The sequence below is a fragment of the Candidatus Phytoplasma asteris genome, from assembly GCF_038505995.1.
Lineage (GTDB): Bacteria > Bacillota_I > Bacilli_A > Acholeplasmatales > Acholeplasmataceae > Phytoplasma > Phytoplasma asteris.
The window spans coordinates 108,616-121,828 of sequence record NZ_CP128414.1 but is presented as its reverse complement, the minus strand read 5'-3'; the positions used below and the strand labels follow the sequence as shown (position 1 = coordinate 121,828).

Below are 13,213 nucleotides of genomic sequence, written 5' to 3'. Positions count from 1 at the left end.
TAATACAACCTACATTAAAATTACAAATAAATACTAATAAAAAATACTATATTGAACCACATTTACCAAAAAATAAATAATAAAACAAACTAAAAACAACCTTTAATATTTATATCTATTATCTATTTTACTTTTATCTTAACTATATTTATCATCAAAGGCAACCAACCAATCAAACACAACAAAATAAAAAAATTAGAAATATTGCTAAAAGCCCAAAATATGAAACATTCCAATCAACTAAAAACAGCTCAAAAAATAATTACTATCTTAAAAACAAACGGATTCGAAGCCTTTATTGTGGGTGGAACTGTCAGAGATTATTTACTCAAAATAAATGCTAACGAAGACATCGACATCACTACTAACGCCGCCCCCCAACAAATAAAACTCCTTTTATGCCCAGAAAAAACAACCCAAATAAAAATTAATTATGGTAGCTTTAAAATAACTTTTGAAAATTATCTTTTCGAAATTACTACTTACAGAAAAGAAGGCACTTACAAAGACTATCGCCACCCTAGTGAAATTTTTTTCACCAAAAACGTCCATCAAGACCTTTTAAGACGTGATTTTACTATTAACGCTCTTTTAATGGATGAAACTGGTAAAATATTTGATTTCACACCTGAAAAACAAGGAAAAAAAGATTTAAAGCAAGGTTTGATCCGCACCATCAAAGACCCTTTTATTAGATTCCAAGAAGACCCTTTAAGAATTTTAAGAGCTTTTTATTTTCAATCTAAAATAGGATTTTGCATAGAAAAAACTACCCAAAAAGCTATCATCCACAAAAACCATTTATTAGCTAAAATTTCTTCTCAAAGAATCTATGAACACATCGAAAAAATCATCACTCACAAAAACTGGCACCAAACTTTTAAAACTATGATAGAAACTAAAACCCATCTATTTTTACCCCAACTAACCCAAAGCATTCTTTGTTTAGCTTATCTACATGAAACTCAACTTAAATACATTCAAGCACACCACAAATTAAAAAGAAGAATTTTTTGGTCAATGTCGCTTTTACTCAACAACCAAATCCTTGCATCTTTTCCTTTTACCAAACAAAAGAAAAAAAGCTACCAAAACATTGCCTCTTTAAGTTTATATCTTTGGGAAAATATTACTTTTAATTTATTTAAACATGGATTAAAAAATTGTCTCCTAGCTAATCAAATTAATTATCTTTTGCAAAAAGAACCTTATGCAGCAGCCAAAATACAATATATTTATCAATATTTACCAATAAAAACAATTACTGAACTTAATTTTAGTTGGCAAGAAGTCTTAAAACAATTACCCCACAAACCCAAAGGAACATGGATTAAACATACACAAAAACAACTAATTACCAAAGTACTTAATAGAGAAATACCCAACATTAAAGAACAATTAATTAATTTTGTACTTAGCCAAAATCAAATCCTAGATAAACAATAAATAAATAAAATAATGAATAAAAATAAAATGAACTAAATTATGTAATAACAAAATTATAAACATCAATTTATTTTTGTTTATAAATGTAATAATGCAAACTTACTATTTCCATTTACAAACACTTCCATCAACATATTTTTATCAATCCCAATCTAGACCAATAGGAAACAAACGTATGAAAAAAAACCAAACCAACATCTTACCCAAATATCAAAAAGGACAAATCAACTTTTTTACAGGCAAAGTAACAAGCATCAATCAAGGACTTCATTTTTATAATATCACCTTGCAATTACAAGACAAAAGCGACATCAACATCAAATTAGAACCTCAAACCAAACCACCTATCCAAGGACAAATATATCATTTTAAAACTATTTGTCTTCTCAAAAATGAAGAACTTATTTTGATGAATCAAACATACAATTTAGCTTATAATGTATTAGATATGCAAACTTTGTATGAAACTTATTTAGCCTTTTATGAATGTGCTCCTATTTCTTTTGCAATAGTAAAAGACGAATTAGAAAACTATTTACATAAAATAAAAAACAAAGTCTTAAAACAAATTACTTACAATTTATATTGCAAAAACAAAAATAAATTTTTAATTTCCAAAGCAGCGTTAAAAATTCATCATAATTATTATGGCGGACTTGGTTATCATACTTTAACTATGTTAAAAATGGCAGAATCTCTTTTAAAAATTTATCCTTTTCTCAATAGTGATTTACTATTTGCAGGTACTATTTTACATGACATGGAAAAAATTAAAGAACTAGATTTAGAACAAAAAAACTATACTCCCAAAGGTTTGCTATTGGGTCATTTAGTCATGGGTGCTTGTGAATTAGAAAAAGAAGCCCAATTATTGGGTTTTCAAGATAAAGAAGAAGTATTATTATTAAAACATATGTTAATTTCTCATCATGGACTTTTAGAACATGGAGCTGCCAAAAGACCACAAATAGGAGAAGCTATTTTACTTTGGTATTTAGATAATATTGATTGCAAATTAACATCTTTACAAGAATTTTTACAAAAAACCACCACCCAAACATTTACAAAACCCATCCCTGTTTTAGAAAGAAAAGGGTTTTATAAATCATTAGATTTAGATCAAAATAATGATGATGAATAATTTTGTTTTCTTAATTACAAAAAATAGTGAGTTTGAAAATGCATTTCATAATAAAAAAAGACCGTTTTTAAACGGTCTTTTTTGTTGTAATAATCATTATTTATTATCTATTTTATTTTTGTTATAATATGAAATATTAAAAGTTTTGTAATAAATTATCCAAGTAAGAATTCTTGCAAAGTTTGCCAAGGCAACAAAACACAATTAATTTTACCTGGCAATTGATAAACTATATCAAATGATTTTAGATCAGAATTAAGCAAAGTGCTGTCATAAGTTTGATTTTGTACCATAGCCATAAAATGATTAATTTTATTTAAGGCTTGTGTTTTGGTTAAATGTTGCAAATAAACTGACATAACACTGGCAGAAGCAACACAAATAGAACAAACATTAGCTTCATATTTAATATCTATAATTTTATTGTTATCACACTTTAATTGAATAATAACTTTATCACCACAATAAGAAGTTTGCTTTTCAAACGGAATATAGCCTGGAAGTCGAACATCGGTTTGATTTTGTGGATTGTGATAATGTTTCATAATTATTTCGTGTTTTTTAGCATCAAACATTTTATTTCTTTCTGGCACTTATAATACAAAATATGTGAATAATTTGATTATAACCATTTTTGTTGAATTTGTTCTCTTAACTCATTCTGGTCTTTTACCATAATATAATCCTGAGTTGTGCCACCATGTAAAAATTGTACTTTTCTATAATGAGTGTCATTTAAAACTTTTTTAAGGATTGTAACTTTGGGAGTTGTCTCGGTTCCTGTTTTAGCAGCTAAAATAACAGCATAAGATAAAAAAACATCTTCTTGAGGTTCAATATTTTCTTCTTTGCCTAAACCAATAGAACCAACTCTTACAAAATTACTATCTCTCATCATACCAGGACAATTAATTGCAAGATCATATTTTTGAGTATCTTGAAATTTTTGAGGAATTTCTAAAAGATGCGAAGTTTTAATAAATTCAAAATCATAAATGTTTTTGACACCCTTTAAGGATAGATTAAAACCTTTTTCTTTGATGGTCTGTTCGCTTACTTCAACGAGTCCTAATTTTTTGAGCAAAATCACAAGGAGCTATGTGCAATTCATTAAAAAGGGCGTACAAAACACGTAAATGTTTGTGTTTTTTAACATCTTCCAAAGTTTTGAGTCCTAAAGTATTTGCTTTGTGGACGTATAATACATATTTAGGATGAAATAAGGGGCTTACCATTGTTAAAGGCATTGTTAAAGGCAAAGTTCCTTCTTTGGTTTTATAAATTTGATTATATCCTTGCATAGTATGAAAATTATTACCAATATTATCATCAATCAAACCTTGTTTTAAGGCGTCATTACCTGACAATTGATATTGGGCTTGAACTTCTTGTTCGCTTAAAATCTCTAATTTAGCGTTGTATTGTAAAAAATCATCTTTAATTTCAACAAGAGCATCAAGTACTCTTTGAAAAGGGCTTGCAATTTTAATTATTTGTTCCATTGTTAATTCCTTTTTTGTTTTTGCTTTATAATGTTGTTTTTAATTTGGGGATGGTATTGTTTGTAGAATTGAAAAAATGGCAATATTAATAAACTAAAATATTTTTACTATCTATTTGAAATTTTAATGTTGTAGCCATAATTCTTTGATATGTTTAGTAGTTTTTTCTGGGTCTTTAACCATAACATAATCTTGTTGGGCGCCACCTTCTTGTAAATGAAATGCTTTTACTTGAGGATTATTTAAAATGGCTTTAAGAGTTTTTATCTGTTCGCTATCTTTATGACTTTTCAAACAAGAAAGTCCAATAGCATAAGAGGCAATAAAATCATCTGTTGGTTCTTCGTTGCCTTCAATGGTAGCTCCAATGCGGACAAAATCAGGATAAGGATTCATAAAAGCAGGCCAGTTCGCCATAAGATCGTATTTTTGAGGATTTTGGGCAAATTTATCAGGAATTTGAGAAGCCTTAATAAATTCTAAATTGTAAGGATTTTGCAGGTCTTCAAAAGAAATGCCAAACTTTTTTTCTTGTAATACTTTGGATCAATTTTAATTAAACCTAATTTATTTAACAAAACCAAAGAACGAGGAGTATCGCAAGGACAAATATAAGAAAAAGTCACAGCTAAAAGAACTTTTAAATTAGAATGTTTTTTAACATATTCTAAATCTTTCAAAACAGGATTGCGATTTTTATTAATATAAAGGCCATATTTAGAATAATAAAAGGCTTGAACATATTCAAACATTTCTTTATTGTTAGTTTTTAAAATTTCGTTGTGATAATTAAGAACGTGAATATTAAAATATATTAGACCATCAGCTTTGCCAGAAGAAATTAAATCTGTTCCTTCTGTATAATAATTTACCTTAGTAACTTGGAGGTCAATACCGTCTTTTTTGACTAAATCACGAGCTTTATTGAGGGTATTTACAACTGATTGCAAAGGGCTTGAAACTTTAATAATTTGGGGAGTTTGCATAAATTTAAACCTTTCTCAAGCAAATAAATAATTTATTTAAATTTAAGGATTTGAATGCAACGAAGCTATTAGAAATAATTTTAATGGGTAGTATAAATAAAAAATAAATTCATAATATTTTTAGTAATGGTTAAAGCGTTGCAAAACAATTAATTTAAATTTTTCATAAATTAAAATAGATAGATTGCAGTAAATAAAATTGGCATTATCTAACTAAATTATACAACAAAAGTAGTCAAATAAAATAATATTTTTAGTAATTTTTAGTTGGTAATTAATTTTAGTTGGTGTTTGATTGCTTGAAAAAATTATTATATATAAATAACTTGGTGAATGCATGAAATGATAGCAATTTAGTCGATAAAAATAAAAAAGACCAACTTAAAGTTGATCTTAAATATTATATTAAAATTTGATTGTCTTAATGCTTAATAAATGAAATGGTTCAAAAAATTATGCTTTGGGAACAGTTAAAATAATAGTTAAAGGATTTTTTTTTAAGACTTTTTTTAATTGTTTTTTGATTGAAACATGATTTAAGAAAAAAGGATAAGCAAAAGCTAAAGCAAAAAATAAAACTATATTTACCAAAAATAAATAAAGAGGCACAAATTCTTTTAAAGATGAGTAAAGGGTGGGCAAATACTTTAAAAAGAATTCTAATTTGCCTTGCAAAGAAGCTGATATTGCCATGAATAAAACAAATATCAAAAAGAATAAAGGAATTCCCAAAAATTGAATAATAACTATTTTTATATTTAAATGATGAAATATTTTGTGAATATCTCGATCAGAAACCCCTAAAGATTTTAGAATGCCAATATCTTTGTTTTTTAAGGTGATAATATTTCTCATATGAATAATCATTTGATAAAAAGATATACCTAAAAAATATATGTGAAATAATAAAGGTGCTAATAACAACCAAAATGTTTTGGTTTTGGCTTGACTTTCTGGTGTGACATAACCTAAATTACAAAGCCAAAGAAACATATTGAAAAATATTAAAAAAGAAAGAGTTAAGAATAAAGCAACATTACTAGATGTAGAAATGATTTTAAAAGCTAATTTCTTATTATTTTTTAAAATATTTTGAGTTACTAAAAGAGCTGTTTGTTTGGAAAGATGAGTTTGTACTAAAGGCAAATGCATTGCTTGATGTTGAGAACTATAATTTTCATTTGCCAAAGTGGGTGCAAAATCTAGTTCCATAGCATTATTTTTTTGTTTTAATAAATTAGCAACTTCTTCTTGGGTATAAGTTTTATTTTGTAATATTTGGGGTTTATCAGTGGAAGCTTTAGTTACTTTTTTAGTAAGGTCTTTTGCAATTTGACCATCAGCAAATTCAATAATGCGGTCTGCATATTTATAAGCACTTTGGGTATCATGAGAAACTATAACAACTAAGGTATCTTTTGATATTTGTTTTAAAAATTCAAAGATTTTTTGTCCTGTTTTTTCATCTAAATTACCAGTAGGTTCGTCTGCCAAAATCATTTTAGGATTTTTAATTAAAGCACGAGCAATACTTACTCTTTGTTTTTGTCCTCCTGAAAGTTGATTAGGATAGCGAGTTTCTAGACCATCCAATTCTACTTGTTTTAATATTTGTTGTATTTTCCAATTATCTACTTGTTTTGATTGTAGTGCACAAGCCATTTGAATATTTTCAAAAACTGTTAAATTATCTAATAAATTATATTCTTGGAAAACAAATCCTAAAAAATAATTGCGATAAGCATCTAGTTCGAATGAAGCAAATTCATTAATGTTTCGTCCTAAAACTGTAATATTTCCCTTAGTGGGTTTGTCAAGCCCTCCTATGAGATTCAATAAAGTAGACTTACCAGAACCTGATTTACCAATAATAAAAACTAATCCTTTTTGAGGCAATTGAAAAGAAACATTTTCAAGGACTTCTGTATTTTGAAATTTTTTAAATAAATGGTTAATTTTTAACATAAAAATTAATCTCCTTTTTATTTCGTATGAAATTGAAATAAAAACACTAATAATGTAATATTTAAGAAATAATAATAGCAAATGATGTAAAATAAATTATTGTTTTTGCTTATTTATTATTTAAGAATAAAAAAGTTTATTTTGTTTTATTTAAGGTAACTTTTTTACTTATTTGTGGTTTTTTAATTTGATTTTTTTTAATTTTTTTAATTATAAACCAGTAAAGAAATGTAATAACTAAAGCAGTAAAAGCAACAGCAGCGGTAATAACTTGAAATATGTGGCCTTTAACTGCATCTGTAGCTTTTTGAGGAACATCTTTTTTAGCTTGTTCTACTTTATTTTGAAGTTTTTCCTCAGCTTTATTGCTTATATATTGAGCTAATCTGTTTGTTAAATTAGAAGCTATTGTTTTAACATCATTACTTTTTTCTCCTAAACACCAACCAAGCAATTTAGTTGCAAATTTATGATTATTTAGAAAATTTTTAATAGCAGGTATTTCTTCTTGTGAATTTAAATCAGAAGGTGTAGGAGTGACATCAGCATTAGCAGAAGGCCAAAAATTATTAATTTTATCTTTAATAGATGCCCAAATAATTTTATATTCTTGTACATCATTTATATTTTGTAATTTATTCCAATCTTCTTTTACTTGTTTAACTTTTTGTAAATTATCCAACGCAGTTTTATAAGCTTCTTTTAAGGGTTGAGGAGTTTGATTATCCACAAAAGGAAAAAAACTTATAAAAGATTGCCACCAAGTTGGAGAAGGTTTTAATAAATTGGAAGCTTCTTGAAACTTATTTTCTTTTAAATTGTTTTCTACTTCTTTATATTGTTGTTCCGCTTTTTTATATGCTTCATCAGATTCTAACATATTTTTTAATGTTTCGTCTTGTTGGGTTAATTCTTTAATTTGTTCTTTTGTTTCTTCAATGGCAGTTATTTCTTCTTGTATTTGGTTTAATAATTGTGTGTCAATATTTTCAGGGGCTTTAGTTTCTGGCAATGTATTATAAATAGCTGTTCCAACTTCTTTGACTTTATTCCACAACCAAGAACCACACCCTTCTTTTTGTTCTTCTTGCTTTTCTTCTTTTGGTTTATTTAATTGATTATCTTTTGCATCATTTTGATCTTTATTATTCCCCTTATTTGCACTTTCTTCTTTCTGTGCATAAACAACATTATTATTAAAATAAGGATTTTTCTTCTTAAAAAAACTAAAACTACAAACATTAAAAACTATAAAAATAAAAAAATTAACTAAATTTAATATTAATGCTAAACATAATATTTTTTTACCTATAAATTTCATCGTTTTACTCCTTAGTTTTATAGGACATTTAAGTATTACATTAAATGTTATGATAAGATATTTTATTGTCATTATAATTTATTTTAGTTTTTTCTAAGTTAAACAAATAAATTAATTTTTTTGATAATTATGGTTTTGCGGTGCAAAGTTAAAAATAATTCATGATGTTTTTGGTGATAATAAAGTGTTGATATAAAATAGGAAAGTGTTGTTCCTAATTTCTATATACTTATAAATGCTACCATATTTATTATAACTTAATTTTATAAAACAAAAGCAAATTTGTGATGTTGGTAAGCTAAAAAAATACCTTAGCAAAGGGTTAATTTTTTTTATTTAAGTGTTTTAAAATTCTTTCAATATGATAAAAATCATTATAAATATGATAAAACCCACTTTATTGAAGTTGTTTGTTGGGTGTAGGTTTTTATATCCAAAGAGCAATTTTTTCTTCTAAAATATAGTTTCCTGAATCATTTAGTATTACTTGATTTTGCTTTATTTGAATATAGCCTTTTTTTAAAGCATTATTAAGACATTTATTATAACGAGATAAAGACCATTTTAGATCTTTATAAATCTCTTGAAAATGGTTTTTTTGTAATTGATCTTGATGATTTTTGAGATGAATTAGTAAAGAAATAATCATAAATTCTTTTTTTTGCAAATTATTTTTAATCATTTTGGCAACAATTCCAGTTTTAGGGGCTAAGAAGAAAAAAAGCAAAAAGTTCACTAAATTCATAAAAGCAATTAATCCTGATACTGGTAAATTAAGTCCAATTGCCAAATAATAACCAAGACTAGAATTCACAAATGCAAACCATAAAGAAAGCAAAAAGCTATTATATAGATTCTTAGTAACTAAAAGAGATGTAGCAGCAGGTCCAATCATACAAGAAATTACCATAATAGAACCAACTACATCAAAAGAAATAACGGCTGTCATAGAAACTAAAAACATCAATAAATAATTAATTAAAGTAGTGGAAAAGCCGAGGATTACAGCAAGAGTAGGGTCGAAAATATAGATTTTTAATTCTTTATAAAAGAAAAGCACAAACAACAAATTAAGACATAAAAGAGGAATAATTTTTTTGAGTTGTTTAATGTGGGTAAGTTCAATATTGCCTAAAAAAACAGCATCAGTATCTAAATGTTCGTGTCTTGTATAAAGACTTATCAAAATAATTGCTACCGAAAAGAAAAAAGTAAACACAATCCCAATAGAAGCATCTTTGGTAACTTTAGAATGTTTGCCTAAAAGTTCTACCATATAAGTTGTAAGCACACCTAATAAAGCAGCTCCCATAATTAAAAGAGGGGAATTAAGATTTTTAACTACTAAAAAAGCTACAACTATTCCTAATAAAACACTATGACTAATAGCATCAACTACCATAGAAGACTTTTTCAATACTAAAAAAACTCCTAAACTAGCCAAAGTCAAAGAACAAAATAAAATAACTAAAAAAACATCTAGTTCAAAGCCACCAACAACATTATTTATAAAACTTATCATTAAACAATACCATCAATTAAATTTTCAACTAATTTAATTCCTTTAGGTGTTAATTGGGCTTTTTGATTTTGTAACATTAAATATTTTTCCTTCCATAAAAAACTTTCTATTTGAATTATTGGCAAACTCAAAGTATGAGTTTCTTCTTGTTCGTAATAAAGATGAATAAGTTGACGAAATTTTTTAATCTTTTTTTGATATTTAATTTTTTGCACATATCTACTAATAACTCCATATTTAGGAGAAAATAGCAAGGACAAAGCAATAAATAAAGTAGTAATAACAATAATAATTGGTCCTGTTGGCATATCTTGTACACTATTGCTTATAAAAACTCCAATTAAACTAGAAAAGAAAGTAACAATGGAAGCAACAATAACATTAGTAACAAATCTATCACTAAATTGACGAGCAATTACTCCTGGCATAATTAAAAAGGCACTTGTCAAAATAATACCAATAATTTTTAAACTAATAACTACTACTCCAATTAATAAGAAATTAAGAATAAAAGTCATAATTTTAGTGTTAAATCCTACACTTTGGGCAAACTTATCATCAAAAATATAAATTTTGAATTCTTTCCACAAGCCAACTACCACAACTAAAGTAATTAAAGCCATAATGCCAGTAGAAATCATATCTAGTTCAGTTACTAAAGCAATTTGCCCTAAGATAAATTTTTCCAAAGTAGCTATTTTGTTATCCTCACCAGTATTTTGAGCAATGGCAATCAAAACGTTGCCAAGACCAAAAAAAGAAGCAAGCACTAACGATAAGACTGTATCTGATTTAATTTTGGAATATTTTTTAATAAGTTCCATCAAAAGCAAAGTAACAAACGAGGCAAGAATAGCACCCAGCCACAAAACCCAAATATCTGTACTACGAGCAAAAAGATAAACTAAGGCAATTCCTGGCAAAGCGGTATGAGAAAGAGCATCTCCAATTAAGGCTTGTTTTTTCAGGATAATAAAAACACCTAAAATACCTGATGTAAATCCTAAAAAACTAGCTGCTAAAAGCACTTTAACAACAGTATAATTAAATTCTAAAGCAAACATATTTCATCCTTTCTTATTTATTGGTTATTTTATTCTTTTTATTATATGATTATTTATTTTAATCATTTATATTTAATTTGATTATTTATTTTGGTTCTTTTTATTTAGTTTTTTTGGGGGTTTGCAAATTATGGATGTCTTTTTTTAATTGTTTATTTTGAAAAGTTTTAGTTAAATTAGTTTGGTTAAAAACTTCATCCGTAGTACCACTTGCAATTTTTTGTACGTTTACCAAAACTACATGATCAAAATATTGAGTCACTGTTTCTAAATCATGGTGCACTACAATAATGGTTTTATTTTCTTTTTGCAAATCTTTTAAAACTTGGATAATTTTTTTTTCTGTTTGGATATCAACTCCTTGAAAAGGCTCGTCCATAAAATAAATATCTCCTTGTTGAGCTAAGGCACGAGCTAAAAAAATTCTTTGTTGTTGTCCGCCTGAAAGTTCAGATATTTGACGGTCCTTAAGGTCTTGCATTCCTGTTTTTTCCAAAGATTGCATTACTATTTCTTTATCTTTAGCAGTTGGTTTTTTAAACCATCCTAAATGTCCGTAGCGGCCCATCAAAACAACATCAAACACAGTAGTTGGAAAATCCCAATCAACTGAATTTCTTTGTGGCACGTAGGAAATTTTTTTTCTTACTTGTCCATATTTTTGATTATAAAATAAAACTTCTCCAGAAACTTTGGGAATCAATTCTAAAATAGTTTTAATTAAAGTAGATTTTCCAGCACCATTAGGACCCAAAATAGCTGTCAAAGAGCTTTGATAAATATCTAAATCAATATCCCACAAAACTGGTTTTAGATGATAAGCTACAGTTAGATCTCTAATTTTAATGGCTATTTCTTTTTTCATTATAATCTCCTTATTTCTTTGTTATTGTTGTTATTGTTTTAATTCTTTTTCTATTGTATGAATGTTGTGTAATAAAGCTCCAATATAGGTGGAATGTTTGTATTTTGTTGGTTTGGAATTCCCGTCTTTATCTTTGTCGGATTCAAATTCTATTGGCTCTTCACTTTCTGAACCCAAAGCATCAGCGTATAATTCTTCATCACTTTTTTTAATATTATGACCTTTACTTTTTACAGATTCTTTAAGAGAATCAAGCGTTCCTTCTGGAAAAGCACTTTCTACAAAAATAGCTTTTACTTGGTTTTCAACCAGTTTATTAGCTAATTCTTCAATATCGCTGATACTGGCTTCTGTTTGGGTAGAAATTCCTTGAATTGGACTTAATTCAAAATCATATTTTCTAGCTAAATAAGAAAAAGCATCATGGGCAGTAACTAAAATAAATGTTTTGCCTTGAGAAGAAAATTGTCCTTTTAATTCGTTAAATTTCTTGCCTACATATGTATCTAATAATTTTAATTTTCGTGCATATGTGTCGCAATTATTTTTTAAATTATCAATATCCCTTTGGCTAAAACGTAGGTCTTTTTTCAATACTGTTTTTAATTTGTATTTTAATTGTTTTAAAACTTTAATCCAAAGATCTATATCAAACCAAATATGAGGATCTGGTCCATGAGTATCTTCATCTCGCTTAATATTTTCTTCTTTAATGTGCTCCTCCTCTTTACCTTCTTGATTTATAACTTTGGTATGCGTTTCATCTAACTGCACTACGGTAAAGGAATTATTCGTTAAAAGGGGGAAGGCTTCTGCCATTTTAGCTTCCAAATGCAGTCCATTAATCACAACTAAATCAGCTTCTTTAATTTTTTTGCGATCTGATAATTTGGTTTTGTAATTGTGCGGATCAATTCCTACTCCCATCAAAGAATCAACTTGAATACCTTCAATTTTTTGATATTCGTTTTGTTCTTCTTCTGCCACATCACCAACTAAATGCTTGACTAAATCTTTTAACATGGTAGTAGTCGTTACTATTTGTAAATCTTTTGAAGCAGTTTTGGCATTATTGTCTTTTGTCAAAGATAAAAAAGGAATAGACAAAATCAGCGTTGTTATTGTTGCAAAAAGAAAAATGATTATTTTTTGTTTGTGTTTAATAAAAAAATCCATAATTATGGTCTCCTTTTGCCTTTCTGAATTAATTTAAAATGATCTAAAATGGAACTATTTTGTGAGGTAAAAAACGATGTTATAAAAAATATCTAATGATATGCAATTATAAATTAGTGGTTTTGGGATTTCTTTGTAAAATCCATCATTAAAAATTTCAATTTTGATACAGTTATGGCTATACATTTGTAATAAAGTAGCAAAAATATTTAATTATAATGAGGG

Annotated in this window: 13 protein-coding genes; 2 read left to right on the top strand and 11 right to left on the bottom strand. The window is 27.0% G+C overall.

Annotation, left to right across the window (positions count from 1 at the left end):
* The first annotated feature begins 222 nt into the window (after positions 1–222).
* Positions 223–1,446, top strand: a complete 1,224-nt coding sequence (locus tag QN326_RS00690; protein ID WP_034172227.1) for a CCA tRNA nucleotidyltransferase — start codon at positions 223–225, stop codon at positions 1,444–1,446.
* A gap of 175 nt (positions 1,447–1,621) precedes the next feature.
* A complete protein-coding gene (locus QN326_RS00685) occupies positions 1,622–2,587 on the top strand; it encodes an HD domain-containing protein (protein ID WP_342386648.1) in 966 nt (321 codons plus the stop codon).
* Between the two features lie 155 nt (positions 2,588–2,742).
* Here the strand turns inward: QN326_RS00685 and QN326_RS00680 are convergent, their stop codons facing one another.
* The 11 genes from QN326_RS00680 to QN326_RS00630 form a co-directional block, all read right to left on the bottom strand.
* Entirely contained in the window at positions 2,743–3,162 is a 420-nt protein-coding gene (locus QN326_RS00680; RefSeq protein ID WP_342386647.1) for an iron-sulfur cluster assembly scaffold protein, read from the bottom strand.
* Between the two features lie 47 nt (positions 3,163–3,209).
* On the bottom strand, positions 3,210–3,677 hold the full coding sequence (locus QN326_RS00675) for a hypothetical protein (protein WP_342386646.1): 468 nt from the start codon (positions 3,675–3,677) through the stop codon (positions 3,210–3,212).
* The gene (locus QN326_RS00670) at positions 3,646–4,089 is read right to left on the bottom strand and encodes a hypothetical protein (protein WP_238568798.1); all 444 of its coding nucleotides are present in this window, start codon (positions 4,087–4,089) and stop codon (positions 3,646–3,648) included. The genes QN326_RS00675 and QN326_RS00670 overlap by 32 nt, the downstream gene beginning before the upstream one ends.
* Positions 4,090–4,212: 123 nt before the next feature.
* Positions 4,213–4,506, bottom strand: a complete 294-nt coding sequence (locus QN326_RS00665) for a hypothetical protein (protein WP_238568797.1) — start codon at positions 4,504–4,506, stop codon at positions 4,213–4,215.
* Between the two features lie 62 nt (positions 4,507–4,568).
* Positions 4,569–5,075 carry a hypothetical protein gene (locus QN326_RS00660; RefSeq protein ID WP_238568796.1) on the bottom strand — a complete coding sequence of 169 codons (507 nt, stop codon included), beginning with the start codon at positions 5,073–5,075 and terminating at the stop codon, positions 4,569–4,571.
* 453 nt (positions 5,076–5,528) lie between these two features.
* Entirely contained in the window at positions 5,529–7,040 is a 1,512-nt protein-coding gene (locus QN326_RS00655; protein WP_342386645.1) for an ATP-binding cassette domain-containing protein, read from the bottom strand.
* Positions 7,041–7,176: 136 nt separating this feature from the next.
* Positions 7,177–8,361, bottom strand: a complete 1,185-nt coding sequence (locus tag QN326_RS00650; RefSeq protein ID WP_342386644.1) for a hypothetical protein — start codon at positions 8,359–8,361, stop codon at positions 7,177–7,179.
* Positions 8,362–8,788: 427 nt separating this feature from the next.
* Positions 8,789–9,883, bottom strand: coding sequence for a metal ABC transporter permease (locus QN326_RS00645; RefSeq protein ID WP_342386643.1), 1,095 nt, complete (start codon positions 9,881–9,883; stop codon positions 8,789–8,791).
* A complete protein-coding gene (locus QN326_RS00640; RefSeq protein WP_034172065.1) occupies positions 9,883–10,947 on the bottom strand; it encodes a metal ABC transporter permease in 1,065 nt (354 codons plus the stop codon). Before QN326_RS00640 ends, QN326_RS00645 begins: the two co-directional genes overlap by 1 nt.
* A 100-nt stretch (positions 10,948–11,047) precedes the next feature.
* On the bottom strand, positions 11,048–11,812 hold the full coding sequence (locus tag QN326_RS00635; RefSeq protein WP_034172037.1) for a metal ABC transporter ATP-binding protein: 765 nt from the start codon (positions 11,810–11,812) through the stop codon (positions 11,048–11,050).
* 30 nt (positions 11,813–11,842) lie between these two features.
* On the bottom strand, positions 11,843–12,988 hold the full coding sequence (locus QN326_RS00630; RefSeq protein ID WP_342386642.1) for a metal ABC transporter solute-binding protein, Zn/Mn family: 1,146 nt from the start codon (positions 12,986–12,988) through the stop codon (positions 11,843–11,845).
* Positions 12,989–13,213 lie beyond the last annotated feature (225 nt).